The sequence below is a fragment of the Dyella sp. 05T440 genome, from assembly GCF_056395965.1.
The window spans coordinates 98,027-124,004 of sequence record NZ_JBFTKN010000011.1; the positions used below are offsets into that span (position 1 = coordinate 98,027).

26 protein-coding genes are annotated in these 25,978 nt (G+C 64.7%); 10 read left to right on the plus strand and 16 right to left on the minus strand.

Features of this window, described 5'->3' with window-relative positions; genetic code table 11:
- Positions 1–10 precede the first annotated feature (10 nt).
- From AC1DE1_RS15335 to cdd, 5 genes are all read right to left on the minus strand, one after another.
- Positions 11–973 carry a DMT family transporter gene (locus AC1DE1_RS15335; protein ID WP_477177013.1) on the minus strand — a complete coding sequence of 321 codons (963 nt, stop codon included), beginning with the start codon at positions 971–973 and terminating at the stop codon, positions 11–13.
- A 178-nt stretch (positions 974–1,151) separates the two neighbouring features.
- On the minus strand, positions 1,152–1,976 hold the full coding sequence (locus tag AC1DE1_RS15340) for an AraC family ligand binding domain-containing protein (RefSeq protein ID WP_477177014.1): 825 nt from the start codon (positions 1,974–1,976) through the stop codon (positions 1,152–1,154).
- A 127-nt stretch (positions 1,977–2,103) separates the two neighbouring features.
- On the minus strand, positions 2,104–3,003 hold the full coding sequence (locus AC1DE1_RS15345; protein ID WP_477177015.1) for a 5'-3' exonuclease: 900 nt from the start codon (positions 3,001–3,003) through the stop codon (positions 2,104–2,106).
- A complete protein-coding gene (locus AC1DE1_RS15350) occupies positions 2,991–3,560 on the minus strand; it encodes a nitroreductase family protein (protein WP_477177016.1) in 570 nt (189 codons plus the stop codon). Before AC1DE1_RS15350 ends, AC1DE1_RS15345 begins: the two co-directional genes overlap by 13 nt.
- 101 nt (positions 3,561–3,661) lie before the next feature.
- Positions 3,662–4,069, minus strand: coding sequence for a cytidine deaminase (cdd, locus tag AC1DE1_RS15355; protein WP_477177017.1), 408 nt, complete (start codon positions 4,067–4,069; stop codon positions 3,662–3,664).
- A 170-nt stretch (positions 4,070–4,239) separates the two neighbouring features.
- Between cdd and AC1DE1_RS15360 the strand changes: the two genes are divergently transcribed.
- Positions 4,240–5,340 (plus strand): NAD(P) transhydrogenase subunit alpha, encoded by a 1,101-nt coding sequence (locus AC1DE1_RS15360; RefSeq protein ID WP_441602935.1) that lies wholly within the window; start codon positions 4,240–4,242, stop codon positions 5,338–5,340.
- A gap of 43 nt (positions 5,341–5,383) precedes the next feature.
- Here the strand turns inward: AC1DE1_RS15360 and AC1DE1_RS15365 are convergent, their stop codons facing one another.
- The 3 genes from AC1DE1_RS15365 to AC1DE1_RS15375 are packed head-to-tail and all read right to left on the minus strand — an operon-like array spanning position 5,384 to position 6,965.
- A complete protein-coding gene (locus tag AC1DE1_RS15365; RefSeq protein ID WP_477177018.1) occupies positions 5,384–5,998 on the minus strand; it encodes a DUF3106 domain-containing protein in 615 nt (204 codons plus the stop codon).
- A gap of 2 nt (positions 5,999–6,000) precedes the next feature.
- Positions 6,001–6,384 (minus strand): hypothetical protein, encoded by a 384-nt coding sequence (locus AC1DE1_RS15370; protein WP_477177019.1) that lies wholly within the window; start codon positions 6,382–6,384, stop codon positions 6,001–6,003.
- Positions 6,381–6,965: an RNA polymerase sigma factor gene (locus AC1DE1_RS15375; protein WP_477177027.1), complete on the minus strand. Its 585-nt coding sequence runs from the start codon at positions 6,963–6,965 to the stop codon at positions 6,381–6,383. The genes AC1DE1_RS15370 and AC1DE1_RS15375 overlap by 4 nt, the downstream gene beginning before the upstream one ends.
- Before the next feature lie 138 nt (positions 6,966–7,103).
- On the opposite strand from AC1DE1_RS15375, the gene AC1DE1_RS15380 reads away from it, so the two are divergent.
- Positions 7,104–7,409 carry an NAD(P) transhydrogenase subunit alpha part 2 gene (locus AC1DE1_RS15380; RefSeq protein ID WP_441602932.1) on the plus strand — a complete coding sequence of 102 codons (306 nt, stop codon included), beginning with the start codon at positions 7,104–7,106 and terminating at the stop codon, positions 7,407–7,409.
- A complete protein-coding gene (locus AC1DE1_RS15385; protein ID WP_441602931.1) occupies positions 7,409–8,839 on the plus strand; it encodes an NAD(P)(+) transhydrogenase (Re/Si-specific) subunit beta in 1,431 nt (476 codons plus the stop codon). Before AC1DE1_RS15380 ends, AC1DE1_RS15385 begins: the two co-directional genes overlap by 1 nt.
- A 7-nt stretch (positions 8,840–8,846) precedes the next feature.
- On the opposite strand, the gene AC1DE1_RS15390 is transcribed toward AC1DE1_RS15385, so the two are convergent.
- A complete protein-coding gene (locus AC1DE1_RS15390) occupies positions 8,847–9,287 on the minus strand; it encodes a hypothetical protein (protein WP_477177020.1) in 441 nt (146 codons plus the stop codon).
- Between the two features lie 233 nt (positions 9,288–9,520).
- Here AC1DE1_RS15390 and sufT point away from each other — a divergent pair, with 233 nt between their 5' ends.
- Together sufT and AC1DE1_RS15400 are read left to right on the plus strand one after the other, a co-directional pair.
- A complete protein-coding gene (sufT, locus tag AC1DE1_RS15395) occupies positions 9,521–10,078 on the plus strand; it encodes a putative Fe-S cluster assembly protein SufT (RefSeq protein WP_046973058.1) in 558 nt (185 codons plus the stop codon).
- 799 nt (positions 10,079–10,877) lie between these two features.
- Complete coding sequence (locus tag AC1DE1_RS15400; protein ID WP_477177021.1) at positions 10,878–13,532, plus strand: protease pro-enzyme activation domain-containing protein; 2,655 nt, start codon at positions 10,878–10,880, stop codon at positions 13,530–13,532.
- 73 nt (positions 13,533–13,605) lie between these two features.
- On the opposite strand, the gene AC1DE1_RS15405 is transcribed toward AC1DE1_RS15400, so the two are convergent.
- From AC1DE1_RS15405 to AC1DE1_RS15415, 3 genes are all read right to left on the minus strand, one after another.
- The gene (locus tag AC1DE1_RS15405; RefSeq protein ID WP_441602926.1) at positions 13,606–14,097 is read right to left on the minus strand and encodes an asparaginase domain-containing protein; all 492 of its coding nucleotides are present in this window, start codon (positions 14,095–14,097) and stop codon (positions 13,606–13,608) included.
- 180 nt (positions 14,098–14,277) lie between these two features.
- Positions 14,278–15,924: an acyl-CoA dehydrogenase family protein gene (locus AC1DE1_RS15410; protein ID WP_477177022.1), complete on the minus strand. Its 1,647-nt coding sequence runs from the start codon at positions 15,922–15,924 to the stop codon at positions 14,278–14,280.
- A gap of 391 nt (positions 15,925–16,315) precedes the next feature.
- Positions 16,316–17,314: an aldo/keto reductase gene (locus AC1DE1_RS15415; RefSeq protein WP_477177023.1), complete on the minus strand. Its 999-nt coding sequence runs from the start codon at positions 17,312–17,314 to the stop codon at positions 16,316–16,318.
- A 144-nt stretch (positions 17,315–17,458) separates the two neighbouring features.
- Here AC1DE1_RS15415 and AC1DE1_RS15420 point away from each other — a divergent pair, with 144 nt between their 5' ends.
- Positions 17,459–18,364 carry a LysR family transcriptional regulator gene (locus AC1DE1_RS15420; protein ID WP_477177028.1) on the plus strand — a complete coding sequence of 302 codons (906 nt, stop codon included), beginning with the start codon at positions 17,459–17,461 and terminating at the stop codon, positions 18,362–18,364.
- On the opposite strand, the gene AC1DE1_RS15425 is transcribed toward AC1DE1_RS15420, so the two are convergent.
- Positions 18,365–19,126 carry a class I SAM-dependent methyltransferase gene (locus AC1DE1_RS15425; RefSeq protein WP_477177024.1) on the minus strand — a complete coding sequence of 254 codons (762 nt, stop codon included), beginning with the start codon at positions 19,124–19,126 and terminating at the stop codon, positions 18,365–18,367.
- A gap of 11 nt (positions 19,127–19,137) precedes the next feature.
- A complete protein-coding gene (locus AC1DE1_RS15430) occupies positions 19,138–20,136 on the minus strand; it encodes a transporter (protein ID WP_477177025.1) in 999 nt (332 codons plus the stop codon).
- A gap of 101 nt (positions 20,137–20,237) precedes the next feature.
- On the opposite strand from AC1DE1_RS15430, the gene pdxR reads away from it, so the two are divergent.
- Positions 20,238–21,713 carry a MocR-like pyridoxine biosynthesis transcription factor PdxR gene (pdxR, locus tag AC1DE1_RS15435; RefSeq protein WP_477177026.1) on the plus strand — a complete coding sequence of 492 codons (1,476 nt, stop codon included), beginning with the start codon at positions 20,238–20,240 and terminating at the stop codon, positions 21,711–21,713.
- A gap of 1,169 nt (positions 21,714–22,882) precedes the next feature.
- Here pdxR and AC1DE1_RS15440 read toward each other — a convergent pair.
- Together AC1DE1_RS15440 and wrbA are read right to left on the minus strand one after the other, a co-directional pair.
- Entirely contained in the window at positions 22,883–23,230 is a 348-nt protein-coding gene (locus AC1DE1_RS15440) for a DUF2069 domain-containing protein (RefSeq protein WP_441605581.1), read from the minus strand.
- Positions 23,227–23,829: an NAD(P)H:quinone oxidoreductase gene (gene wrbA / locus AC1DE1_RS15445; RefSeq protein ID WP_441605580.1), complete on the minus strand. Its 603-nt coding sequence runs from the start codon at positions 23,827–23,829 to the stop codon at positions 23,227–23,229. The genes AC1DE1_RS15440 and wrbA overlap by 4 nt, the downstream gene beginning before the upstream one ends.
- 126 nt (positions 23,830–23,955) lie before the next feature.
- Between wrbA and AC1DE1_RS15450 the strand changes: the two genes are divergently transcribed.
- Genes AC1DE1_RS15450 through AC1DE1_RS15460 form a run of 3 tightly spaced genes read left to right on the plus strand, consistent with a single transcriptional unit; the run spans position 23,956 to position 25,975 of the window.
- Positions 23,956–25,230 (plus strand): YihY family inner membrane protein, encoded by a 1,275-nt coding sequence (locus AC1DE1_RS15450; RefSeq protein ID WP_477177745.1) that lies wholly within the window; start codon positions 23,956–23,958, stop codon positions 25,228–25,230.
- Positions 25,227–25,706, plus strand: coding sequence for a TlpA family protein disulfide reductase (locus AC1DE1_RS15455; protein ID WP_441605578.1), 480 nt, complete (start codon positions 25,227–25,229; stop codon positions 25,704–25,706). Before AC1DE1_RS15450 ends, AC1DE1_RS15455 begins: the two co-directional genes overlap by 4 nt.
- 2 nt (positions 25,707–25,708) lie before the next feature.
- Positions 25,709–25,975 carry an acylphosphatase gene (locus AC1DE1_RS15460; RefSeq protein ID WP_441605577.1) on the plus strand — a complete coding sequence of 89 codons (267 nt, stop codon included), beginning with the start codon at positions 25,709–25,711 and terminating at the stop codon, positions 25,973–25,975.
- Positions 25,976–25,978: the final 3 nt, after the last annotated feature.

Below are 25,978 nucleotides of genomic sequence, written 5' to 3' on the forward strand. Positions count from 1 at the left end.
AACCACGCGATCACTCCACCGCCAGTTCGACCGGCAACGGTTTGATGCGCACGGCCCACATCACGCCGGCAATGAGAAGGGCCACGCCTGCCAGAGTGAGCGCGCCGGGCGGATGGCCACGCAGGATGAAAGCGTAGGCAAGCGCGGCGAGCGTCTCGAACACGATCAACTGCCCGGCGATCGCCGTGGGCAGACGTTGGCTCGCGGCGTTCCAGCACAGCGCGCCCAGCCACGAGGCGAACAAGCCTATCGCCACCATCAGGCCGATGAAGCGCCAGGGATGCGGACCGAACGGCAGGGCGAAGGGTTGGTCGGCGATCTTCATCCCCGCCCACAGCAAGGCATAGCCGCACACCGCCAGCGGCAAGGTAGCCAGGCCCAGCGCCGTGGCCCACGCGCGCGGGCTGCGATCCGGATGCCGGCGCAACCAGGCGGCATTGCGCAGCGGATACCAGGTCCAGCACACCACCGCGCCCACCGCGAGCAAGCCGCCGCGCGCATAGCGCCACAGGTCTGCACCGGACGGGTGGCCAAGCATGGCGATCTCCGCCCGGTTCACGCAGGCGATGCCGATGGCGATCAGCCCCAGCGATGGCGCCAGCGACAGCCATGGCAGGTGCCCATCGCGATGCCCATAGCGCAGATTGGCGGTGACCGCGATGACCACCGGCAGGCAGCCAATGATCATGCTCGGCAGCGGCGCGCCGGCCAGCTGGATCGCGCTGGCCAGGCACAGGTAATAGAGCAGGTTGCCGATGGCCGCGAGCTTGAGCGCTTCGATCCAGTCGGCACGGCTGAGCACGCGCAGCGCGCGCCGATCCATCCAGCCCAGCGGCAAGGCGATCAGCCCGAAGGCGAGGTAGCGGCCAACCGATTGCAATGCCGCCGGATACTCCGGCAGCAGCAATGGGCTGACGAAGACCAGGCCCCACATCAGGCCGGCGGCGAGGGCGTAGAGAGTACCTTTCAACATGCGGGCAGCGTGGCACTAAGAGCGGCCGCCGTCTTGTACGAGATTGCGCCCGCCGAGCGTTCCCGCTTTTCTGTGGGAGCGCACCCTGTGCGCGACTGGGCCTCGCGAAAGCCGACACTCTTGGCGAGATTCGTCGCGCACAGGGTGCGCTCCCACAAAAAAGGCGGCGGATTGCTGGTTACGCGCGCACAGCCCGCTGGTACCGCGCCGGCGTCACCCCATAACGACGCGCAAACGCCCGCGTCAGATGCGCCTGGTCGGTCAACCCGACGGCCGCAGCTATCTGCGCAGGCGATTCACCACGCGACAACAACCGCTTCGCTTCGGCAAGCCGAAAGGCCATCAGCATCTGCTGCGGCGTGGCGTAATGCTGCGTCTGGAATTGCCGCAAAAAATGGAACGGACTCAGGCCTGCCACGCCAGCGAGTTCATCAAGCGTGAGCCGGTGCGCAAGATGCTCATGCAGATAATCCACTACCGGTGCAAAACGCGCCGCACGTCCATCCGTCGCCTTGAGTGGCACCCGCGCATGCCGGCGAAACTGACTCAGCAGTTGGTACAACAGACTGTCGAATGCCAAGGGTTCACGAGCCCGCCACAACGCATCAAGCAACTCGGTCACACGTCGTGCGCTCGGCAAATCCTCGCGCACCACATCGCTGAACCACCATGCGGACTCTCCCATCACCTCGGCCACCACGGATGGCTCGATATACGCCATGCGGTAATGCCAACCGCCGTGCGTTTCCGCGCGGCCGGTGTGCAACTCATCCGGGTTCATCATCACCACCGAATCGGCGGGAGCGAGATGATCGGCGCCGCGATAGCGAAACCGTTCCACCCCCGATTCGATCGCACCCAGGCCGAAGCCATCGTGCGTATGCGGGTCAAACGCATGACGCACGATGTGCGCGCGATAAAGCTCCACGCCCGGTCGATGCGCCACCAGCCGAAACTCGGCTTCGTCGCGCTGCGATGAAAAAGTGGAGGGCACGCCTTGCATCCCCTCATGCTACTGCGATTCGAGCCCCTTGTAGGAGCGCACTTGTGCGCGACCGCGGACCGAAGGGCCGCCCTTCGCAGGTTGGTCGCGCACAAGTGCGCTCCTACAAAAACGGTGAGGTTGTCGTTCAGCTCAACAACGCCCTCAACCGCGTCCGCGTCAGCGGCCCAAAACGCAGCCGCTCACATAACGCATCCATCGCCTCCATTTCGCCACGCAAGCGCCGCAGGGCATCCGCTTCCGTCGGCACCGGCGCATCCAGCGCAATCCGCGTGAGACGCCGATACAGCCGAGCCGCCTCCGCATGCTCACGCAGCTTCGCCGCGCAACTGGCGGCGCCACGTATGCGCAGAAACGGGACCTCGTCCACGCGATCGAGCAGCGCATCGAGACTGCCGAAATGGGCGAGCAAGGCCGCCGCCGTCTTGGCGCCCACGCCGGGTACGCCGGGGATGTTGTCGACCGCATCGCCGCACAGCGCCAGATAGTCGGCCACCTGGTGCGGATGCACGCCCATGCGCTCGTGCACGCCGGCAGGGCCCCAGCGCAGGTTGCGCGCGTAATCCCATTGCTCGTCGAACTCGCCCAGCAGCTGGCCGAAATCCTTGTCGGCCGACACGATCACGCTGCGCATGCCGTGCGCCCGCAACGTCCACAAGGCGCTGCCGATGAGATCGTCCGCTTCGAAGGTATGGTCGATCAGCACCGGTATGCCCAAGGCCTGGGTCACTTCGCGGCACAGCACGAACTGGCGCTCCAGATCCGGCGGCGGCAGCTCGCGATTGGCCTTGTAGGCCGGATAAATCGCGTTGCGGAACGAGGTGGTCAACGAGGCATCGAAAGCCACCGCCAAGTGCTCGGGTTTGACCTTTTCCAGCAGTTCGCAAAGAAAGCGGGTGAAGCCATGCACCGCGTTGACCGGATGTCCATCGGCGTCGTGGAACTCATCCGGCATGGAATGCCAGGCGCGGAACACATAGAGACTGCCATCCACCAGATGGACGGCTGGACGGCTCATGGCGTCCATGTGCTGACCACCTCGGCGAGTACCGGCCGCTCGCGATCGGGCACGTCGATCTGCGGCGTGCCGATATGCACGAAGCCGATGACGCTTTCGTTGTCCTTCAGGCCAAGCACGGCCGCCGCATCGCGGTGATAAGCGGCCCAGCCGGTGAGCCACTGCGCACCAAAGCCCAGCGCTTGTGCAGCCAACAACAGGTTGTAAGCCACGCAGCCGGCGGACAGTTGTTGCTCGATCACCGGCACCTTGCTCTGCGCATCCAGCCGCGCGACCACCACCGCCACCAGCGGCGCAAAGTCGTAGCGCGTGCGGTCTTTCTCGCGCTTGGAATCGGCCATGTCGGGATTGACCCGCAGCGACAGCGTAGCCATCCGCTCACCGAAGGCGAGCTTGGCGTCGCCTTGCAGCAGGATGATGCGAAACGGCTCGAGCTTGCCGTGGTCGGGCACGCGGATGGCCGCTTCGAGCAGCGTCTGCAGCGTGGCCGCATCGGGGCCCGGTTCGCCCAGCTGGCGGGACGGAACCGAATGGCGCTGCTGCAGCAGGGAAAGATCGTGGGACATGGGGAGGTCCGGGGAGGCCAAACCCTGATGCTAAAGCCCCGAGGGGAGCGAGAGAAGCGGCGTGGACCGCTCACGTCTCGCTCACCGTCCTTTGCAACGCCTCAGCTGGCCAATCGGAACGACCCCGGCAGCAGCGCCTGCACCGTGGTTTCCTGCACGGCGCCGGCCAGATTGCCCAGCCACACCGGCGTGGCCTCGTCGCACAGCTCGGACATCACCTGGCGGCAGGCACCGCAGGGGCTGATCGGCGTCGGCGTATCGCCAATCACGGCCATGGCGGCGAAATCGCCCGGTCGGCAGCCGGCGGCTACGGCGGAGAACAATGCCGTGCGCTCGGCGCAATTGCACAGGCCGTACGAGGCGTTTTCCACATTGCAGCCGCTGAAGTAACGGCCGTCGTGGGTCACCAGCGCAGCACCAACAAGGAAGCGGGAGTAGGGCGCGTATGCGTTTTCACGCGCCTGGCGCGCCAGGTTCAGCAGGACATCGGGAACAACGACAGCAGTCATCGGGATCTCCATAGCACGATCCCCACCGGAACTGCTTGCCTACGCGGTTTGCGTACCGGTGGCGGGCCAGTTAACTCCCTTGGCCGAATGACTGCAAGAGGGCGGTGGTCGGTCCGACGGGCCTTCAGATAGGATGCCTGCAGGTTCACCACTCTCGCAGAGGATGCACGATGCCGATCACCGTGGCTGCATTGCGCGAAACCGCCGCTGGCGAACGCCGCGTCGCGATCACACCGGAAGTGGCCAGGAAGCTGCGTGGCAAGGACGTGCGCGTGCTGCTGGAACGCGGTGCCGGCGCAGCCGCCGGTTTCCCCGACAGCACCTATGCCGATGTCGAATTCGCCGATGCCGACAGCGTGCTGGCGCAGGCCGATGTGTTCACCTGCGTGCTCCCTCCCGACGACAGCGTGTGGGCGCGTTTGCGCGAAGGCGCGGTGGTGGTGGGCCAGTTGCGTCCCTACGGCGCGGCGGCACGCATCGTGGCCATGGGCAAGCAGCGCCTGACGGCTTTTGCGCTGGAATTGCTGCCGCGCACGACGCGCGCGCAAGCGATGGACGTGCTCAGCTCACAGGCGGCCGTGGCCGGTTATCGCGCCATGCTGATCGCGGCGGAAGCCTCGCCCAAATTCTTTCCCATGCTCACCACTGCCGCCGGCACCATCCGCCCCTCGCGCGTGCTGGTGATCGGCGCTGGCGTGGCCGGCCTGCAAGCCATCGCCACCGCACGCCGGCTCGGCGCGCAGACGGAAGGCTATGACGTGCGGCCCGAAACGCGCGAGCAAGTGGAATCGCTCGGCGCGAAATTCATCGAGCTGGGCGTGAGCGCCGCCGGCAGCGGCGGCTATGCGCGCGAACTCACCGCCGAAGAACGCGCCGCGCAGCAGCAAGCCCTGGCCGAGCATCTGAAGAGCGTCGATGTGATCGTGACCACTGCGGCCGTGCCCGGCCGTCCGTCACCCAAGATCGTGACCCGTGCGATGGTCGATGGCATGAAGCCCGGCGCGTTGATCGTGGATCTGGCGGCGGAGGGCGGCGGCAATTGCGAGCTGACCCAGCCGGGCGAGCGGGTGGAGCACAACGGCGTGGTGATCCTGGGCCCGCTCAACCTGCCGGCCGGCGCACCGCTGCATGCCTCGGAGATGATCGCGCGCAACGTGTACAACTTCGTCGAACTGATGTTGCAAGGCGGCGCGCTGACGCCCGACTTCAACGATGAGCTGATCGCCAAGAGTTGCGTCACGCGCAACGGCGAGCCCCACTTTCAGGGTTGATGCAACTCGCGTAAAAAAGCCCCGCATCGCGGGGCTTTTCGGTTCAGTGCCTGGGACCGCCGCCAGGGGGTCCCTTGGGCGGCGGACCCATCGGGCGATCGCGCATTTCGCTATGCCACTGGCGCAGCAATTGCTCGCGCTGATCGGGCGACAGCTGCTGGAAGCGCTGGAAGGCGGCGTGCAGTTGCTCACGCTCCTGCGGCGGCAATTGCTGGAAGCGCTTGCTGTTCTCGCGGGCCTGTTCGCGCTGCTCCGGCGTCATCTTCTGCCACTGGTCGATGCGCTGGCGGATCGCCTCGCGCTGGTCGGGCGGCAACGACCGCCACTGCTGGGCACGCTGCAGCATGTGCGCCTGGCGCTCCGGCGGGAACGTATTCCACTTGTCAGCCAACGGAGCCAGGATCGTGCGCTCGTCCGGCGACAGGCTCTGCCACGGGCGCGGTTGCGGCGGCGGCCCCGGCGGTGTGCCAGGCGGTGGGCCGGGAGGCATATCGCCCCGCGGCAAATCGGGCGGAAAAGCCCCGCCACCTGGCGGCCCATGCGGAAAACTATCCTGCGCGCCCGGCGGCGGCGGATTCTGCTGGGCCAGCGTGGTAGTGGCGATGCCGCTGAGTCCAAGGACTAACAACAGCGACATGAAAACACGGCATCGACGCATGGTTACCTGCTCGCCTCGCTATCGCTGTTCTTGGCCAACCAGCCGTAGAAATCCAGGTTCTGGTACAGCGTCGGATCGGCAGCAGCGGCATCGGGCGGCAGTTCGCCGTCGACATCCACGACTTGGCTGGCGCCGGCGGGCTTGGCCGTGGTGGGGCGCTGCACCGGCGAAGACATGAACAAAGCGACGAACGCGATGGCGGCAAACGCCCCTGCCGGCAGCAGCAGCTGCAGCAGTCGGTGCGCCAGCGAGGACTGGTCGGCTTTGGCTAGCGCGTCGCGTCGGGCTGCACGCAGGCGGGCGGCCACGGCCGGGTCGAGCTGGCGCGAAGCCTCGCGATACAGCTCGCGGGCGCGACGTTCGAAGTGGTTGTCAGGCGCATTCATCGCCATGCCTCCAGTTGGTCGCGCAGACGTTGCAGCGCGCGCGACAGGTGTGTTTTAACGCTCCCTTCCGAACATCCCATGGCCTGGGCGGTTTCCGCCACATCCAGGCCTTCCAGCACGCGCAGCATGAAAGCTTCGCGTTGCCGCTGGGGCAGCAGTTTCACGGCTGCTGCCATATCCGCGTAAGACTGTGCATCGTTCAGGCGCTCCAGCGGGCCGGGGCCGGTGTCGGCCGGTTCCCAGGCGGGCAGATCTTCGCCGTCATCATCCTTCCCGCCCAGCCAGCCCACCATGATCGAGCGCACTTTGCGGCGACGCTGCAGATCCACGATGCGCCGGCGCAGGATGCCCCAGAACAGGGGAGTCCATTCCTGCGCGGGTTTTTCGCTGTAATGCTTGACCAGCCTCAGCATGGCGTCCTGGACGGCGTCCATGGCGTCTTCGCGGTGCCCCAGGTTCAGCTCGGCCATGCGAAAGGCGCGGCGTTCCACCTGGGTCAGGAAGGCATTCATCGACGCGGGGGCCGCCCGAACGTCGTCGGCCAACAAATCGGTGTCTAGCGTGGAGACGGCGCTGTTCATGCCGTCCTCATCCGGTTCGTCGGCTCGGCCATCGTGAGACTCCATCGGTACGTCCTCTGCTATCAACGTCCGACGCTCGCACGCGTTGACCCGCAACCGTATAGTGCGGCTACACCGATGTCCTGGCGGGGAGGGGTCATGCTCGACGGTTTCCTGGCGCTTTATGTCTTTATGCTGGCCGCTTTCACGGGATACGAGATCATCGCCCGGGTACCGGTCATTCTGCACACGCCGTTGATGTCCGGCTCCAACTTCATCCACGGCATTGTGCTGGTGGGCGCCATGATAGCGCTAGGCCACGCCCAGACCCCGTTCGAGATGACGATCGGATTTATCGGGGTACTACTGGGTGCCGGCAATGCCGCCGGCGGTTATGTGGTGACCGAACGCATGCTGGAGATGTTCAAGTCCAGCAAGCCCAGCGCCGGCAAGGAGGCGAAGTAATGGCCTGGCTGCCGGTACTGATCAAGGCCTGTTACTTCCTCGCTGCCCTGCTGTTCATCCTCGGTCTCAAGCGCATGAGTTCGCCGCGTTCCGCGCGGGGCGGCATTGTGTGGGCTGGTGTGGGCATGCTGGTGGCGGTGCTGGCCACCTTTGCGCTGCCTGACCTGCACAACCGGGGGCTGATCCTGGCTGCCGTGCTAATCGGCGTCTCCGCCGCCTGGTGGTCGGGGCGGCGCGTGGCCATGACGGACATGCCGCAGATGGTCGCCCTCTACAACGGCATGGGCGGCGGCGCGGCGGCAGCCATCGGCGCCGCCGAGCTGTTCAGTTATGCCGGCAACGCCGTGACCCTGCTGGATGGCGGGCAGTTCACGGCCAGCGGGGCCGATACCCCCGGCACGGCGCAACTGGTGCTGGCCGTACTCGGTGCGCTGATCGGTTCGGTCAGCTTTTCCGGCTCCCTGATCGCTTTTGCCAAGCTGCAGGGCTGGCTGGACCGCCGTTTCGTCTTCCCGGGACAGCGGGTGGTGAACCTGCTGGTGCTGGGCGCCGCCGTGGTGTTGGGCGGGATGATCGCCAGCGGCCACTTGAGCATGCCGCTGATCGTCACCTTCTTCGGGCTGGCCCTGCTGTTCGGCCTGATGATGACCCTGCCGATCGGCGGCGCGGACATGCCGGTGGTGATTTCGCTCTACAACGCCTTTACCGGCCTGGCCGTGGCGTTCGAGGGTTTCGTGCTGCAAAACGAGGCGATGATCATCGCCGGCACCGTGGTGGGTGCCGCCGGTACCTTGCTCACCCAGCTGATGGCCAAGGCGATGAATCGTTCGATCGGCAACGTGCTGTTCGGCAGCTTTGGCGCAGCCGGCGGTGCGGCGCAGGAGATTGCCGGCAGCCAGAAACCGATCGAGGCCAGCGATGCCGCGGTGATGATGGCCTACGCCGAGCGCGTGGTGATCGTGCCCGGTTACGGCATGGCCGTGGCGCAGGCGCAGCACAAGGTGTGGGAATTCGCCAAGCTGCTGATCGAGCGTGGCGTGAAGGTGAAATTTGCCATCCATCCGGTGGCCGGCCGCATGCCCGGCCACATGAATGTGTTGCTGGCGGAAGCGGGTGTGCCCTATGACCTGATCGCCGACATGGACGACATCAATCCCGAATTCCCGCAGACCGACGTGGCCCTGGTGATCGGCGCCAACGACGTGGTCAATCCGCTGGCCAAGACCGATCCGTCCTCGCCGATCTACGGCATGCCCATCCTCGATGTGGCGGACGCCAGGCAGGTGATCGTGGTCAAGCGCGGCAAGGGCACCGGCTTTGCCGGCATCGAGAATGCGCTGTTCTACGCGGACAACGCACGCATGCTGTACGGCGATGGCCAGGCGGCTGCCAGTGAACTGGTCGCCGCGCTGAAGACGCTGGAGAGTTGAGGCCCGATCAGCCGCCGGTCTTCGGGGGCTGGTCGTGGCGGAATGCGACGAAGGCAGCGATGCCCATGCCGGCAAGGAACCAGACGTCGTCGACGGGCGTGCAACCCAGTTCGGCGAGCTGGAGCAGCAGGCCCAGACCGGCCGTGCGCATCGAATCGATCAGGCCCAGGCCCATGAGTCCGGAAATGCGGGCCGCGGCCGTCAGCACGTTGACGTAGAGCACCGCGACGAAGGTCGCGGTGGCAGCCAGAAGGGCGGCATGACCGCCGGCCGGGCGAACCCAATGGCGCACGGCCTTGCCCAGCAGCCAGCCCGCCGGCAGCGCCGGCCAGGGCAGGGGGTGGCGCGAGTAGAGCGTCGGAACCATCCAGACCGCGCCGGCAGCCAGCCCCAGCATCAGGGCGCTCACCAGCGCGAACAACAGGGAAAAGGTGGCCCGCACCTTCATGAGCGGCAAGCGACAAACTGGACGGCGGACACGGTATTTCCCGGGCGTAAACTCTCATGATAGCGCGCGGCGGCACGTCGCTGTCCCCGGCCTGAAGTCCCGTGACGCCGCGTCCCCCTTGAGATTGAGGCGGCGCGACCTGATTTCGTCGGCATGACCGGTCGTCAACCGGCATAATAGACAGCTTGGCGTGGCGAAGGCCGCGCCCAACGATGAGAGTTGGCAGGATCGGCATGAGCGGTTTCAGTCTAAGCAGCGAACCTTTCACCCTGGAGCGCGACTGCCAGGCAGTCATGGTGCCCCAAGGCGAAACGGTCAGCCTGCCGGCCGGCCAGATCGGTTACATCACCCAGGCGCTGGGCGGCAGCTTCACCGTCTATGTGGAAGGCAACCTGTTCCGCATCGCCGGCAACGATGCCGACGCGCTGGGCAAGGAACCGCCGCCGCCGATCGAACTGGCCAGCGATGCCAGCGACTCGGACGTCGAAGCGCTCGTGTGGCAGCAGCTGCGTACCGTGTTCGATCCGGAAATCCCGATCAACGTGGTCGAGCTCGGCCTGGTCTATGACGTGAGCGTGGAGCATCCGGCTCCCGACCAGCGCAAGGTCTACGTGAAAATGACCCTGACCGCACCGGGCTGCGGCATGGGCGACATCCTTGTCGACGACGTGCGCACCAAGCTCGAACTCATCCCCACCGTCGCTGAAGCCGACGTGGACCTGGTGTTCGATCCGCCGTGGAATCATTCCATGATGTCGGATGCGGCCAAGCTTGAAACGGGCATGCTCTGACGCCGCAACGCCGGCGTGTTTCCTGTTGAATCGATGATGTGCACGGCTTCGCCCCGTGCGCCGATCGTTTGCGTTCGATACGTTTGATACAGATCGCTGCGCCCACTCGCGGCGACGACAGGCTGCACTCCGCAGTCTGTTTTGTCGTGTTCGGCAAGCTCGTCGGCAGGGTCCGGATTTAGCCGGGAGTTAGCTTCGTCAGCATGGCGTGTAGAGCTTGCTGCGGCGCTTGCGCAATAACTTTCGCGCCTTCGCTTTCGAGCTGAAAGACGCCGGGTTGCAGGCCAAAATTTTAGAATCGATATAACTCGCGCCAGAGCGCCAATGTGATGTTCATGCTGATATTGAGAACGGCATCACCACTTTTTATAAGTGTTTAATCAGTCGGGAAATTAATTGCGTTCCTGTGACTGTCCGCTTGGTGCAAGCAAACGCATGAAAAAACGAATCAACGCAATCGATCGCAGCTAATTGCTGTTTATCGCGGATTTTCAGGCATGCGTTGCTGTCATTGACGCATCGAATTTTCTTGATTAGCGTCAATTAATCCGTCAGCGGGAGGGTTGACGGGTGGTCCTTTGGCGACGAGGGCACCGGCATTCGCGCGGTGGGCGTCGTTTAGCGAGTCTTCGTTCGGGCATGCCGTTCCATGGAATGGCAGGGGGAAAGCAGGCCCGGACGTCTATCGGATCGCAGCACAGTCACGAGACCCGAGGCCGCGCACAGCGGCGCCTTCATGCATGTGGTGCATCGCACCGCATCGGGTCGGTTCGTCCTCAAAAACGTCAAGGAGACAAGAATGACTGTTCGTATCGATTTGCGGGGAAAGGCGATTCGCAAGGCACTGCTGCCGATGGCGATGTCGATGGCCATGGCAGGGACGCTGCATGCGGCGACCAACGATGCCTGGGTAGGCGTCCGCACGCAGGCGGCCATCAGCCGCTCGTCTGGGCTAAGCACCGCAGCCACCACGGCGGCGGCAGGCAACAGCACCTGGACACTGAGCATGCACGGCTCGCCCACCGTCGACGCGGCCACGGTGTCGCCGCTGGAAGCGAGCAAGCCGGTGCATGTGGCGCTCAGCCTCAACCTGCGCAACGTGGATGAGCTGGAGAGGTTCCTGCACGCAGTGAACGATCCCGCCAGCGCGCAGTTCCATCAGTTCCTCACGCCTGCGCAGTTCAAGGCACGCTATGCGCCCACCGACGATCAGGTGGCGCAAGTGCTGGCGCATCTGCGCCAATCAGGCTTCAACCATGTGCAGGTGTCGCCCAACAACATGTTGATCGAGGCCGATGGCAACGCCACCTCGGTCAACGCGGCCTTCCGCACCACCATGCGCACCTTCGCCTTTGGCGGCAAGCAGCGCATCGCCAACGACTCGGCCGTGCAGGTGCCGGCTGCGCTCGGTGGCATCGTCAACGCCGTGCTCGGCCTGCAGAACCTCAACGTGCCGCACACCATGCATCACATCGTGGGGCCGGTGCATGCGAACGCGAACAACGTCGGCATCCAGGCTGCGGCGGTGCAGACCTCGCACAGCCCCAAGGATTTCCCGGCGATCTACGACGCAGGCAGCACGCCGACGGCATCGTCCACCAAGGTCGGCATCATCACCTGGGGTGACATGACCCAGACCATTGCCGATCTGAAAACTTTCACTACCGGCGCCGGCATGAGCACGGTGAACACGCAAGTGGTGAAGACCGGCAGCCAGGCCTATGCGGACGATCCCGATGGCGACGGCGAATGGAACCTGGATAGCCAGACCATCACCGGTACCTCTGGCGGCGTGAACACGCTGATCTTCTACTCCGCGCCCAACTGCGCCAACGACAGCTGCCTCACCGATGCGGCCATCACCGCGGCGTACAACCGCGCGGTGACCGACAACACGGCGAAGGTGATCAACGTGTCGCTGGGCGAGGACGAATCGGCGGCCAATAGCTCAGGCACGCAGTCGGCCGACGATGCGATCTTCGCGCAGGCGGTGGCGCAGGGTCAGACCTTCTCCATCGCTTCGGGCGATGCCGGTGTGTACCAGTGGTCCAGCGATCCGACCGAAGGTGCCCCGGGCTACGTCGCGAACTCCGCGGGCACGGTGAAAATCTCGCTCACCCATTACTCCGTGAGCGAGCCCGCCAGTTCGCCGAACGTGGTGGCGGTCGGCGGCACCACACTCAGCACCACGGGCACCACGTGGTCGGGCGAGACGGTGTGGAACGAAGGCCTGGCGGCCGTCGATCCGAACAATGGCGACAACAACAAGCGCCTGTGGGCCACCGGTGGCGGCGTGAGTCTGTTCGAAGCCGCACCTAGCTGGCAGACCACTGCGCTGGGTTCGTCAGTGACCAAGCGTCAGGTGCCCGACGTGGCGTTCGATGCAGCGCAATCCACTGGCGCCAACATCGTGATCCAGGGCCAGACCTACCAGATCGGCGGCACCAGCCTTGCCTCGCCGATTTTCGTCGGCATCTGGGCGCGCATTCTCTCGGCCAACAACAACACACTGGGCTTGCCGACCCAGAACATGTACGCGCATTTCCCCACCGACGCCACGCCGCTGCATGACGTCACCTCGGGCAACAATGGCTACAGCGGCAACGGCTACACGGCCAAGGCCGGCTACGACAACGCCACCGGCTGGGGTTCGCTCGACATCGCCAAGTTCAACAGCTACGTCACTCAGTACTGGGGCGGCGGCGGTGGTGGTACGGGCGGCACGCCGACGGCGAACTTCAGCTTTGTCACCAATGGCCTCACCGCCAACTTCACCGACAGCTCGACCGATACGGGCGGCAGCATCTCCTCGTACTCGTGGACCTTCGGCGATGGCGGCAGCGCTACAACCGCGAGCCCGAGCCATACCTATGCCGCGGCCGGCACGTATAGCGTCACCGAGACGGTGACCGATGGCGTCAGCGCCAAGACCTCGAGCAAGACCTCGTCGGTGACGGTGACGGGCGGCGGTACGCCGTCGCAGCTGATCGTGAACCCGGGCTTTGAAACCGGCGCGGCCACCCCGTGGACGATCAGCTCCGGCGCGCTCTGCAGCAACAGCACCTGCAGCGGCGAGACGGCGCATGCCGGCACCTGGTTCGTGTGGCTGGACGGTTACGGCAGCGCGCACACCGACACGGCGTCGCAGAAGGTGACCATTCCCAGCGGCAAGAGCTCGGCTACGTTGACCTACTACCTGCACATCGATACCGCCGAGACCACCAGGACCACGGCGTACGACAAACTCACCGTGCAAGTACTCAACAGCAGCGGCACCTTGCTGAAGACCCTGGTCACGTACTCGAACCTCAACGCAGCGGCGGGTTACTCGCTCGCGACTTTCGATCTCAGCGCGTACATCGGCCAGACGGTGACGATCAAGTTCACCGGCACGGAGGATTCGTCCGAGCAGACCTCGTTCGTCCTCGATGATGTAAATCTCAACGTGCAGTAATCACGGTGTTGTAAAAGCAAAAGGCCCGGTCAGTGATGGCCGGGCCTTTCTCTTTGCAGCGATAGCGTGGCAATCAGCCGTTGTTCTCTTCAAAGCGATTGGCGTCGCGGTTCTTGCGCACCTTGGACGGGTCCCACACGCGGCCGTTCATGGTGATGTACACGCCATCGGGCAGGGTCTGCACGGCGGCCACGGCGCAACCGATGTTGAACACCGCATCGGAACCCTGGAAGCGCGCCGGATTGAGCGCACCGGTGAGCACGATCACCTTGCCCTTGATGCTGGCGAGCTCGCGCGCGGTTTCGACCATGGTGTCGGTGCCGTGCGTGACCAGCACGTGGCGATGCGGCTGCGCTTCGATGGTGGAACGCACGAGGGCGCGATCCTCGTCGCCCATGTGCAGGCTGTCCTTGCGCAGGATCGGGATCACGTCGAACTGGAACGCCACGCCCAGCTGGCTGAGGATGTCGCCGATCTGGGGCGAGCCGATCTTGTAGTCCGACTTGTCGTCGAAATAGATCTTGTCGATGGTGCCGCCGGTGGTGACGATGGTCAGATGCTGCATGGTCGGGAGTCGCCAGGGTGGGGGAGGCCGGTATTTTAGGGCCAACGACCGATCTCCGCATGCCCAGGCTCAGCCTGAGGCCCCTCAAGCCCTTGTGGGAGCGCACCCTGTGCGCGACAGCCCGCCTCAGTCCGGGCACGTCCAGTCGCGCACAGGGTGCGCTCCCACAAGGGCAGCGATTCAGTGCGGGCCGAGTAACAACGCGGTATCGGTAGCGTCGGCGGTGGAGAAACGTGCCAATCCATGCGCCACGAAACGCCGCAGCGCAGCGCCCGTACGCGCATGGCCATGCGGGGCCGACCACGTGTCGTGACGCGCCAGCAGGGCCGCCGCGGTGCAGCGGGCGAGGGTGATCGCCAGTCCACGGGCGCCGGCTTCCAGCGACGCCCGCTCGTCGGCCCGCGAGTGCAGGTAGGCACCGGCACCATCCAGTGCCCGATGGATTTCCTGCCGCGCGTGCGCATCGATGCTGTCGGCCAGCCAGCCTTCGATCGCTGTGCGCAAGGCCCCGAGATTCTCCCCAGCCAGCGCGCGCAGGCTGTCCAGCGACAATACGTTGGTGGTGCCTTCCCAGATCGCATAGACCTGCGCATCGCGCAGCAGCTGGGGCAGGCCGGTGTCCTCGATATAGCCGGCGCCGCCGAAACATTCGAGCGCTTCGGAACACAGTTTCACTGCCAGCTTGCCGGTCCACAGCTTGGCCAAGGGCGTGAGCAGTCGCAGCAGGGCGATTTCATGCGGCTGCGCCACGCCGTGTTCCACTCGTCCGAGCAGATGCGCCACTTCGAAGGTGAGCGCAAACGCGCCTTCGAATTCGGCCTGCATGTCCGCGAGAGTCTGCGCATGCAGCGGCTGATCGATCAGTCGCTTGCCGAACGCCTGGCGGCGCGTGGCGTAATCGCGAGCCAGCGAAAGCGCCCGTGCCATGCTGGCGGTGGCGCCCACTGCATTCCACGTGCGCGTGATGTTGAGCATCGGCGCCACCTGGCGCACGCCATTCGCCAACTCGCCCAGTGGCCACGCGGGCAGACCGTCGAGATGGATCTCCGCCGTCGGCAACTCATGCGTGCCGAGTTTGTCTTTCAGGCGATCGATGATGAGTTCCGGCTTGCGGCGCTCGCCATCCATCGTTTCGACGTAGAACAGGGCAAGTGCGCCGGGGCCATTGCCTGCGTCCTCGGGGCGTGCGAGTCCCAGCGCCATTTCGCCGACCACCGCTGAACTGAACCACTTGCGTCCGTAGAGACGCCACTGTCCAGAGGCGTCCTGGCGGGCCATGGTCTCCGTATTGCCGACGTCCGAGCCGCCCGCGTTCTCGGTCATCCACTGTCCGCTCAACCAGAACGTGGACGGATCGCGACTGAGCAAGCGCGGCAGTGCGCGTTCGATGAGCGCCTTATTGCCTGAGGCCTTGAGCGCGGTAGCGGCGCCGTCGGTCATCGCCAACGGGCAGCTATAGAACTCGCTGGCCACGTGATACAGGTAGACGCGCGCGAATTCTTCCAACCGTGCGTGCTCATGCGCCTCATGGCCCGATGCGAGCACCGCATATTTGGTGGTGATGTGCGGGCCTTCTTGCCAGGCTTGGGTGAGCTCGATGCGATCGACGCGGTTACCCCAGGCGTCCCATTGCGTGAGCACGGGCTTGTGGCGCGTGCTGCGGCAGGCGCGCTCCCATTCCATCACGGCGTAATCGCCCAGCGCCTGCAGGTCGGGCTCGATGGCGGCGAGTCGTGCCGGTGGCAGCGCGCGCCGCAGCGTGGCGTGCAGCAGGGGATCGGCGCGATAGGGGTGAGCGAGCTGCGGCGGGGCTTGCAGGAATCCCATGGGCGGGGTCTCGGCGGAGCGGTGTGGTCGAGTATAGGTCTGGGGCGTGGCGGTGATGCAGGGCATCCGCCCGCCGCGTTATACCGGGGGCCCGAGGGTCAAGAGCCCGACCATGCCAGGCGTTGCCGGGAAGCTGTTTGTTTGTTGTAGGAGCGCACTTGTGCGCGACCGCAGCGCGTGGGTGTATCGCTCCGTCAGGTGGTCGCGCACAAGTGCGCTCCTACAAGGGAGCCGAGGCCTTGTTGGCGGATCAAGTCTGCGGCTGGCTATTTGTGGGAGCGCACCCTGTGCGCGACGAACCTACGGAGCGGTACACCCAGCGTGGCTGTCGCGCACAGGGTGCGCTCCCACAGACAAGCAGTTCCACTACCCACAAGGAGAGGAAGCTAACTCAATGCGCCCGCTCACTATCCAAATGCGCCATCTGCGCCGCGGCGTAACGCTCTCCGGCCGCCGAATTCTTCGGCACTGCGGCCTCAATGGTGGCCAAATCCTGCGCGCTCAGCGAAACCTCCAGCGATCCCAGCGCCTCCTGCAGTCGATCGCGGCGACGCGCGCCGACCAGCGGCACGATGTCCTTGCCTTGAGCTGCCACCCACGCAATGGCCAGTTGGGCGACGGAGACGTTTTTCTCTTCTGCGATGTTGCGTAGCGCGTCCACGAGCGCAAGATTGTGGTCGACATTGCCCGCCTGGAAGCGCGGGCTGATCGCACGAAAATCGCCCTTGCCGGCGTTGTTCTTATCCCAATGCCCGCTGATCAGGCCGCGCGACAGCACGCCGTACGCAGTGATGCCGATACCCAGCTCGCGACAGGTCTGCAGAATGCCGTCCTCGATGCCGCGCGAGATCAGCGAGTACTCGATCTGCAGATCGGCGATCGGATGCACGGCAGCTGCACGACGAATGGTTTCCGGGCCCACTTCGGACAGGCCGATGTGGCGCACGTAGCCTGCCTTGACCATATCGGCGATGGCGCCAATGGTCTCTTCGATCGGTACGTTAGGGTCCAGACGCGCGGGGCGATAGACGTCGATGTAATCCACGCCCAGGCGCTGCAGGGTGTAGGCGAGGAAATTTTTCATTGCGGCGGGGCGCGTGTCATTGCCGCCCCAGCCATTGGCCGGATCGCGCAACGCGCCGAACTTCACGCTGATCAGGGCTTTTTCTCGCGGCACGTTCTTCAGCGCCTCACCGATCAGCATTTCGTTGTGGCCCATGCCGTAGAAGTCGCCGGTGTCGAGCAGGTCAATGCCGGCGTCCAGCGCCGCGTGGATGGTGGCGATGCTTTCGGCGCGGTCGGACGGTCCGTACATGCCCGACATGCCCATGCAGCCCAGGCCAAGGGCGGAAACGCGGGGACCGGTGGCGCCAAGTTGACGATGTTGCATCGTGGGTTCTCCTGAAGGTGGCCGCGTAGGCGGTGAGGATGGCTCGGAGGGAAGTATGGCGGCGCGCTCGGTGTACGATAATCCGGTCCTATCCGTACGACCTGTGCCGGAATCCGCACAATGGAAGAGCTTGGCCTAGCCGATATCGAAGCCTTCATCGCGGTGGCGCGTGCCCGTGGTTTTCGCGGCGCGGCCCTGCAGGGCAATGTTTCCGCCTCGGCGTTGAGCGCGGCCTTGCGGCGGTTGGAAGCACGTCTTGGCGTGCGCCTGCTCAACCGCACCACACGCAGCGTCACGCCCACAGAAGCCGGGCAGCGCCTGCTTGATCGCCTGGCGCCACTGGTGGGAGAGATTGGCGGCGCGCTCGACAGCATCAATGCCTATCGCGACAGCCCTGCCGGCACGTTGCGCCTCAACGTGCCCTCCATCGTGGCGCGACACGTGCTGCCGCCGATAGCCACGCGCTTTCTGAAAGCGCATCCGGGCATCACGCTCGATGTGATCACCGACGACGCCTTCGTCGACATGCTGGCGGCGGGTTGCGATGCAGGCATCCGCTACGAAGAGCGCGTCGAGCGCGACATGATCGCGATGCCCATCGGTCCGCGTACGCAGCGCTTCGCGGCAGCGGCGTCACCCGCCTATCTGGCCAAGTATGGATCTCCGGGCAGCCCGCAGGACCTGGTGAATCACGCCTGCATCCGCCATCGCTTTCCCAGCGGCGTGATCGCGGCCTGGGAGTTCGAGCGGCGCGGCAAGGTCGTGCGCATACGACCGGATGGCCGCCTGCTCGCCTCCACCATCGAGATGGAAGTGGAGGCTGCCGTCGCAGGCCTCGGCATCATCCACACCTTCGAGGAGTTCCTGCAGCCTGCGCTCGCCGACGGCGCCTTGCTGCCCGTGCTGGAAGAGTGGTGCCAGCCCTTCACCGGGCCGTTGCTGTATTACCCCAGCCGTGCACATATGCCGGCGCCACTGCGTGCCTTCGTCGATTTCATCAAAGGCGAAGGCACGCAGCAGGGGGACGGTGAAGTGCGCCGGACAAAGTGATCAGGGTTTGCGGAATTTGTAGATGAAGCGATCCGTGTTGCCTTTGACCGACGGGTCACGGATGCCCTTGGTGTGATCGTCGGCAGGATTGCGCAGCGCGTCGCTTTCGCTGTCGAACTGGAAACCCACCGCCGTCAGTTCGCTCTTCACCGCGGCGGGATCGATGCGGTGCAGATCGTTGGTCTTGGTGATGCCGGTGCCGTCGGCCGCCGCATGATCGAGCACGATCAGGATGCCGCCGGGTTTCAGGGCGTCGAACAGGCTCTTGTCGAGTTTGGCCATGTCCGGCGTACCCATGAAGGGATCGTGCAGGTCGTGGTAGTTCTGCGAGGTCCAGATCACATCCACCGGTTCGGGCAACTTCAGTTCATTGACCGGTTCCACCAGCACGGTGACGTTGGCGTAACCCTCCTTGCCGGCAAAGCTGCGCACGCTTTCCAGGCCCTTGGGCGCGATCTTGTCCATCTCGGCGGGCTGCAGCGCGTAGACCTTGCCCTTGCTGCCGACCATGCGACTGAACAGGCGCGTGTAATAACCCTTGCCCGGCATCAGATCCACGACGATGTCGCCGGGCTTGATGCCGGTATAGCCAAGTACGACGGCAGGCTTGCGCTGTGCATCCAGCGCGCGGTCTTCCTCGGGGCGGTTCTTGTCGGCGATGGCGAGCCCGACGAAGCTGGGCAGTGGATGCGTAGGCGCAGCCGCCATGGCCGCAGAAACAGTGAGCAACGCAGACACTACGATCAGGCAAACACGTTTCATGTCGTCAATCCTCAGTGCACGTAGTTGAGAGCGATAGCAGGCGTGACGGACGACGATGTGCGGTTGCCCGAAGGGATGACGCGCACGCCCAGCAAGAGGCCGATGTTCGGCGACCAATTGTATTCGACGGCCGGAGCGAAACCGATGTAACGGTTTGAACGCGCACCCAGTGGCGTGTCGGGTGGAAAGGGATCGTTGCTGGCGAACTCCTGACCGCCTACATGCGTGCTGCTGTTGTGGTTGTAGATCACATCGAGCGCCAGCACCCAGCGTCGCGTGAGGCTGTACTCGAACGAGGCATTGGCGAAGGCATTGTTGCCGGGGCGCGCATGGCCACGAAAACTTGCGTCGGTGCCGTAGACGCTTACGCCTTCCACATCCGCGCTGGAGGAAAACGAGAAAGAGATGTTGAAGCGCACGCGCAGGATGCGGCCATTGGGCATCCATAAATACGTTTGCGTATTCAGGCCGATGGTCGTGGTGTACGCGCCGCTGCCGAGGCCGTCGGCGGGGCGATCGCCAAGACGATCGTATTTCCCGGACGGAAACGTCTCCTGCAACTGGATCGCCACGGTAGGCAGCCAACTGCCTTCGTGGAACTGCCGCAACCGATATTGCGCCTGCAAGGTGATGTCGCCCACCTGGATGCCGCTGCTGTTCGGCGCGCCGCTGACGCGGTTGTAGCCGAACACCGGAATGATGCCCATGGTGAATTTGTTGGCCACGCCATAGTTGATGTACGTACGCGAGCCAAAACTGTCCACACCACGACTGGTGACGTCGTAGAGATAGGGCTCCAGAAGCATGTGCCCGGGCGGCAGGGTCTCGGCCGAGTTGGCCATCATCGGGCCGGTCCACCAGGCGTTCTCGCGGGTTTGCGGCACTTCGGTTGCCGAGGACTCATCCTGCGCATACGCACGCTGGCACGTGCCCGGCAGGCATAGCAGCAGTGCCAGGCACAACACGAAAAAGCGTGTGTCGATCAGCGATGAGGGCAATGGGCTCTTCATGGTTGATGGCCAGGGCGGACGGGTGCAAGCTATGCCCGCAAGTGGTTGGCTTAAATAGCCACTTTGTGCCGGATCGACATGACCACTATGGAGTCGGCCCCATGCAGCGCATCCCCGCCGGATTTTTGCCCCCCGTTGCCATGGACGCCGGCAGCGATACACCCATGTACCAGCAGTTGTCGGACTGGTTCCGCCGAGCCATCAGCAGTGGACAGTTGCGGCCGGGGCAGCGCGTGCCATCGACCCGCAGCCTCGCCAATGAACTGGGCATTTCGCGCATTCCAGTGCTGGGCGCCTACGAACAGTTGCAGGCGGAAGGCTTCCTCGAAACCTTTACCGGCGCCGGTACCTGCGTGGCGCGCGCCATTCCTTCGGACCTGACGGTGCAGCGGGTGAAGGCGGCGCGCCCGGAGCCGGCGGCGACGGGCGGAGGCTCGCGGCGCACCTCTCTGCGCGCCGCCCAGATGCGTACGCCGGATGCCACCTGGCTGGCCAATATGGGCGCATTCCGCGTTGGCCTGCCGGCGCTGGATGCGTTTCCTTCGGCGCTATGGTCGAAGCTGGTGAGCCGCCACGCGCGTCATCTGTCGGCGGAGGCGATGGGTTACGGCGACCCGATGGGCCATCTGCCATTGCGCGAGGCCATCGCCGAATATCTGGGCGTGGCGCGCGCCGTGCGCTGCGATGCCTCGCAGATCCTGATCACCACCGGCTCGCAGCAAGCGCTGCAGATCTGCGCCCACGTGCTGCTGGACCCCGGTGAGCGCGTGTGGATGGAGGATCCCGGTTATCCCGGTGCGCACCAGGCGCTGCGCACCGCTGGCGCGGAACTGGTGCCCGTGCCGGTGGATGCGGAGGGCATCGATGTGGCGCACGGCGCGCGTGTCGGTGCGGGCGCCCGCGCGATCTACATCTCGCCGTCGCACCAGTTCCCGCTGGGCATGGCGATGAGCGCATCGCGACGCATGCAGCTGTTGCATTGGGCGGCGAGCAACGACGCCTGGATCATCGAAGACGATTACGACAGCGAATACCGCTTCGGCAGCCGACCGCTGTCTTCGCTGCAGGGCGCTGACACGCATGCACGGGTGATTTATCTGGGCACCTTCAGCAAGGTGATGTTTCCCGCATTGCGGCTGGGCTACATCGTGGTGCCGGATGATCTCGTCGCCGATTTCCATGCCGGGCGCGATGCGATCGATACCTTCTCCTCCATGCTCTATCAGTCCGCCATGACCGAATTCATCCGCGAAGGCCACTTCGCGCGGCATATCCGCAGCATGCGAACGCTCTACATGCAGCGTCGCGAAGCCGTGCACGACGCGATCGGCAAGTATCTTGGCGAGCGATTGGAAGTGATCGGCACGGAAGCGGGCATGCAGCTTGCGGGGCTCTTGCCGCACGGGGTGGATGACGTGGCGGTGTCGCGCAAGGCAGCGAGCAAGGGCGTCTCGGTGCGGCCGCTGACGCCGTGCTATCTGGAGCCGCCATCTCGGGGCGGGCTGCTGTTGGGGTATGGCGGGGCGAATCTGGCGCAGATTGATGAGGGGGTGCGGAGGTTGGCGGAGTGTTTTTAGCTGGGGTTGGGGTGTTTGCGTCTTTTGAGATGGTGGTGAGCTTTATCGTTGCTCGTTGTTCCTGCGAATGTGGCACAGGCATTTATCGGGAGGAGTGCCGCTGGTTGCGTGCCATTGGTTTGGCTTCCGGATGCAGCCTGCCTTCTAGCTGGTCATCAAGGCGGAGGCCGCCTCTTTGCGCGTCATCCCGGTGCAGGCCGGAGGCGCTTCTCAACAGCGAAACTGGTCATCCAGATTCGTCAGTCTTCGGTTGTCGCCTCGAGGCAAGGGTGCCGCCTACGCGGCGGGCGTTTCGAACGGCTGCCGCCGCTCGAGTCACTTTTCTCTTGCTGGCCCAAGAGATCCCACGGGACTAGCTTCGCGTCGAAAGTAACCCAAAGAGAATGGCCTAAAACGCCCGCAGCATCGTGCTTGGATAAGCCCGAACGCTTGAGGCGCGCTGTTGTGGGACAACCTCCGAGGGTACACAGCGGGTACCTCAATGCGCTGCGCAACGCGCCCGAATCGCTGAGGACTTAAAGCGGGGCCTCGCTTCGCATCGGCTTTGGGCATCGCTCATTTTCTCTCCAACGCCCGCTTGTCTGTGGGAGCGCACCCTGTGCGCGACAGCCACGCTGCGGTGTACCGCTCCGTAGGTTTGTCGCGCACAGGGTGCGCTCCCACAGAAGAGCCGACCGGCAAGATTGATTCGCTATCCACGGACCTGCGTCCCCCTTGTAGGAGCGCACTTGTGCGCGACCGCACCACCTGGATGTACCGCTCCGTCGGCTGGTCGCGCACAAGTGCGCTCCTACAAAAAAACACGCCCGGCAATGCCGCGCAACCCGACCGCGCACATGGAGGGCCACAGGTCCGGAAGGCGTGCCATCCGGGGTGCCGTTTCTTTTGCCTACTTTTCTTCACTCCTGGCATCCTGCCCGCCGCCCTTGGGGCCGGCTTCGCCGTTCGCACGCGCTCCTGCGCATGCGTAGGCAAGCAAAGAAAAGTAACTCGAGCGGCGGCAGCGGCACGAACGCCCGCGGCAGGCGAGCCAGATCGCGCAGCCGCGCCAAGCGGAGACTGGCGAATCGGGGTGACCAGCCATTCGGCTGTGGAAAGGTGCCTCCGGCGTCCGGCGGGACGACAAGCCAAGAAGAGGCAGGCTCAAACGGAAGACAAGGCGCGCGTCCTTACGCCGACCGCCGCCTCTTCACCCCCGCCCCCAACACCCCAATCAACGTCAACGTAAACACGATCTCCAGCCATCCCAGCCAACGCTCCCCAGGCGCACTCCAGGCCTCACTCACGCCATGGCAGAAATAGAACAGGCTGAGAATCCCGACCCACAGCAAGGCACGACGCACGTCGCCAACAGCGAGCAGCGGCAGCAGCAAGGGGATCACCGTGATGGCGAGCACCAGCATCGGCGGCATGCTCTGCGCCGGAAACAGCCAGCCATGCCACACCAACTGGAGCAGCGTGAGCGCAGCCCAGGCGACCAGACCCACGCGATAGTTGGCAGTCAGCGGCGTCGTCATGCAGCCGAGCCCAGGCGCCGCGCCACATCCGCCAGGCGGCGTCCCAGTGCGCGGGCGAGTTCGCGTTCGTGTTCGCTGATGGCGTTGTCGCCCTTGGCGCCGGACACGTGGCTCGCACCGTAGGGCGTACCGCCGCTCTGGGTGGAGGTGAGTGCGGGCTCGGTGTACGGCAGGCCCACCAGCAGCATGCCGTGGTGGAGCAGGGGCAGGGCCATGCTGAGCAAGGTGGATTCCTGGCCGCCATGCATGGTGCTGGTCGCGGTGAAGACGGCGGCGGGCTTGCCGGCGAGCACGCCGCTGGCCCATTCCGCGCCGGTGGAGTCGAGGAAGTACTTCAGCGGTGCGGCCATGTTGCCGAAGCGGGTCGGGCTTCCCAGCGCAAGGCCGGCGCATTCGGCCAGGTCGTCGCGGGTCACGTACGGTGCGCCTTCCTCCGGCTCCGGCGGCTGCGCCAGTTCGGTAACAGGCGCCACCGGCGGCACCTGGCGTAGCCGGGCGCGCATGCCGGGAATCTCCTCCACGCCACGCGCGATCAGTCGCGCGAGCTGGGCGGTGTGGCCGGAGCGGCTGTAGTAGAGGACCAGGATGTCTTGGCTCATGGCGTTGGGCGTGAGTGTCTCGATCGGTTAGTGTAACGGGCGTTCAAGCCCCTGTTGCCGCCTTGTTCACGCACCTGCATGAGCGATCGCGCCACCATAGGGCGTTCGACGTTGAAAGGAGTCACCATGGCCTTGCGTTTCGATCGCGACCGCTTGCGGAGCTTCAGCCGGTTCCTGTGGCAGCGGTTCATCGACGACAAGTGCTTCGAGACCGCCGGCGCACTGTCCTACACCACCCTGGTATCGCTGGTGCCCTTGATCGTGGCATCGCTGGCGATCTTTGCGGCCTTTCCCGCTTTTGCCGACGCACGCAGCACGCTGATCAGTTTCGCCTTCGACAATTTCATGCCGGCCGCCGGCGTACGCGTACAGGAATACCTGGACGGTTTCGCCAACAACGCCAGCCAGCTCACTGGCATCAGCGTGCTGGTGATGTTCTTCAGTGCGTTGTCGATGATGGTCAGCGTCGAAGACCGCATGAACCGCATCTGGCGCGTGCAGCGGCAACGCGGCTGGGTATCGCGCCTGCTGCTCTACTGGGCCGCACTGACACTGGGCCCGATCCTGATCGTCGGCGGCATTGCGGTGGCGTCGTTTGCTACCGCGTTGCCGATGCTCAGCGATGCCGCGAACACGCTCAACCTGAAGGTACGCGTGGTGGCGGTGTTGCCCTTCGTGGTCACCTTCCTCACCCTGATGTTGATCTACATGGTGGTGCCCAACCGCCGCGTGCATTGGCGCAATGCAGCCATTGGCGCCCTGATGGGCGCGATCTTGTTCGAACTGGCGCGCTGGGGTTTCGCGCGCTTCATCCATCACGCGCACACCTATCAACAGGTGTATGGCGTACTGGCGGCGCTGCCGATCTTCCTGCTGTGGATCTACCTCTCGTGGGTGATCGTGATCCTTTGCGCGTCGATTGCGGCGGCCGTGTCTGCTTTCGATTATCTGCCGCCTTCGCAATTTCTTCCCGAACAAGCAGCCTTCCTGGGCCTGCTGGTGGTGCTGGGACATTTCATCGAGGCGCAGCGGGAAGGGCGCAAGATCAATCCCGATACGGTGCGCGCCTGTGAGCCGCGGCTGCATCGCTCGTCCATCGTGAATTATTTCGGCGACCTGCAGCGCGCGAAACTGATCCAGGGCGAAGTGGGCGCCGGCTGGCTGCTCACGCACAGTCTCGACAGCACTGACCTGATGCGCGTATATGCTCATTGCAGCTACCGCGTGCCATTGCATCCGGCCCAGGAAGCGAGCGTGAACGATTTGCGCCTGCCCGCGCACTTACTAGCGTTACTCGATGAGGCGGCGCAATCGCTGGAAGGCGTGCTGCACACCTCATTGCACCATGCTTATCCGCTGGGCCAGACGGCCTCGAATTTATCCAAGGACACATCGCGATGAAGTTGTTGAAAACGCTCGCCGTCATGGGTGGCCTGCTGGCCATGGCGGGGGCGGCGCATGCCGCCATGCCCGAGCAGCCCTCGATCAAGCTGACCACGCTCGACGGCAAGCCGTACGACCTGGCCTCGCAGCGCGGCAAGTGGGTGATCGTCAATTACTGGGCCACCTGGTGCGTGCCGTGCATCAAGGAGATGCCGGACATTTCCAAGTTCGTCAGCGTGCACAAGGACAAGGTCAGCGCCATTGGCCTGGCGTACGACGATAGCGACCCGGCCGACATCAAGGCGTTCATCGCCAAGCATCCGGTGAGCTACCCGGTGGCCCAGGTCACCATGGACAAGCCGCTGAAGGATTTCGATGAGCCGCGCGGCCTGCCCACGACGTGGCTGATCGGTCCGGACGGCAAGGTCGCCAAGCGTTTCGTCGGCACCGTCAACGAAGCCTCGCTGGGCCAGGCCATCAACCTGGGTAAATGACCATGGCGGCCGTGCGCTTCTTCGTCAAAGGTCGGGTGCAGGGCGTGTTCTATCGCGCCAGCACCCGCGAACAGGCGATGGCGCTCGGCTTGTCCGGCTACGCCAGGAATCTGGAGGACGGGCGCGTCGAAGTGGTCGCCATCGGCGCGCCACCGTGCATCGAAAAACTGGAGCGATGGCTGTGGCAAGGCCCGTCCAGTGCGCAGGTCGACGAAGTCATTCGCGAAGCCTGCGAGGAACTGGACATCGAAGGCTTCCGCACGCGCTGATCG

Excerpts from the sequence above, each read along its gene's own strand:
- AC1DE1_RS15335 (WP_477177013.1), bottom strand. The coding sequence starts at position 973 with ATGTTGAAAGGTACTCTCTACGCCCTCGCCGCCGGCCTGATGTGGGGC.
- AC1DE1_RS15340 (WP_477177014.1), bottom strand. The coding sequence starts at position 1,976 with ATGCAAGGCGTGCCCTCCACTTTTTCATCGCAGCGCGACGAAGCCGAG.
- AC1DE1_RS15345 (WP_477177015.1), bottom strand. The coding sequence starts at position 3,003 with ATGGACGCCATGAGCCGTCCAGCCGTCCATCTGGTGGATGGCAGTCTC.
- AC1DE1_RS15350 (WP_477177016.1), bottom strand. The coding sequence starts at position 3,560 with ATGTCCCACGATCTTTCCCTGCTGCAGCAGCGCCATTCGGTTCCGTCC.
- cdd (WP_477177017.1), bottom strand. The coding sequence starts at position 4,069 with ATGACTGCTGTCGTTGTTCCCGATGTCCTGCTGAACCTGGCGCGCCAG.
- AC1DE1_RS15360 (WP_441602935.1), top strand. The coding sequence starts at position 4,240 with ATGCCGATCACCGTGGCTGCATTGCGCGAAACCGCCGCTGGCGAACGC.
- AC1DE1_RS15365 (WP_477177018.1), bottom strand. The coding sequence starts at position 5,998 with ATGCGTCGATGCCGTGTTTTCATGTCGCTGTTGTTAGTCCTTGGACTC.
- AC1DE1_RS15370 (WP_477177019.1), bottom strand. The coding sequence starts at position 6,384 with ATGAATGCGCCTGACAACCACTTCGAACGTCGCGCCCGCGAGCTGTAT.
- AC1DE1_RS15375 (WP_477177027.1), bottom strand. The coding sequence starts at position 6,965 with ATGAACAGCGCCGTCTCCACGCTAGACACCGATTTGTTGGCCGACGAC.
- AC1DE1_RS15380 (WP_441602932.1), top strand. The coding sequence starts at position 7,104 with ATGCTCGACGGTTTCCTGGCGCTTTATGTCTTTATGCTGGCCGCTTTC.
- AC1DE1_RS15385 (WP_441602931.1), top strand. The coding sequence starts at position 7,409 with ATGGCCTGGCTGCCGGTACTGATCAAGGCCTGTTACTTCCTCGCTGCC.
- AC1DE1_RS15390 (WP_477177020.1), bottom strand. The coding sequence starts at position 9,287 with ATGAAGGTGCGGGCCACCTTTTCCCTGTTGTTCGCGCTGGTGAGCGCC.
- sufT (WP_046973058.1), top strand. The coding sequence starts at position 9,521 with ATGAGCGGTTTCAGTCTAAGCAGCGAACCTTTCACCCTGGAGCGCGAC.
- AC1DE1_RS15400 (WP_477177021.1), top strand. The coding sequence starts at position 10,878 with ATGACTGTTCGTATCGATTTGCGGGGAAAGGCGATTCGCAAGGCACTG.
- AC1DE1_RS15405 (WP_441602926.1), bottom strand. The coding sequence starts at position 14,097 with ATGCAGCATCTGACCATCGTCACCACCGGCGGCACCATCGACAAGATC.
- AC1DE1_RS15410 (WP_477177022.1), bottom strand. The coding sequence starts at position 15,924 with ATGGGATTCCTGCAAGCCCCGCCGCAGCTCGCTCACCCCTATCGCGCC.
- AC1DE1_RS15415 (WP_477177023.1), bottom strand. The coding sequence starts at position 17,314 with ATGCAACATCGTCAACTTGGCGCCACCGGTCCCCGCGTTTCCGCCCTT.
- AC1DE1_RS15425 (WP_477177024.1), bottom strand. The coding sequence starts at position 19,126 with ATGAAACGTGTTTGCCTGATCGTAGTGTCTGCGTTGCTCACTGTTTCT.
- AC1DE1_RS15430 (WP_477177025.1), bottom strand. The coding sequence starts at position 20,136 with ATGAAGAGCCCATTGCCCTCATCGCTGATCGACACACGCTTTTTCGTG.
- pdxR (WP_477177026.1), top strand. The coding sequence starts at position 20,238 with ATGCAGCGCATCCCCGCCGGATTTTTGCCCCCCGTTGCCATGGACGCC.
- AC1DE1_RS15440 (WP_441605581.1), bottom strand. The coding sequence starts at position 23,230 with ATGACGACGCCGCTGACTGCCAACTATCGCGTGGGTCTGGTCGCCTGG.
- wrbA (WP_441605580.1), bottom strand. The coding sequence starts at position 23,829 with ATGAGCCAAGACATCCTGGTCCTCTACTACAGCCGCTCCGGCCACACC.
- AC1DE1_RS15450 (WP_477177745.1), top strand. The coding sequence starts at position 23,956 with ATGGCCTTGCGTTTCGATCGCGACCGCTTGCGGAGCTTCAGCCGGTTC.
- AC1DE1_RS15455 (WP_441605578.1), top strand. The coding sequence starts at position 25,227 with ATGAAGTTGTTGAAAACGCTCGCCGTCATGGGTGGCCTGCTGGCCATG.
- AC1DE1_RS15460 (WP_441605577.1), top strand. The coding sequence starts at position 25,709 with ATGGCGGCCGTGCGCTTCTTCGTCAAAGGTCGGGTGCAGGGCGTGTTC.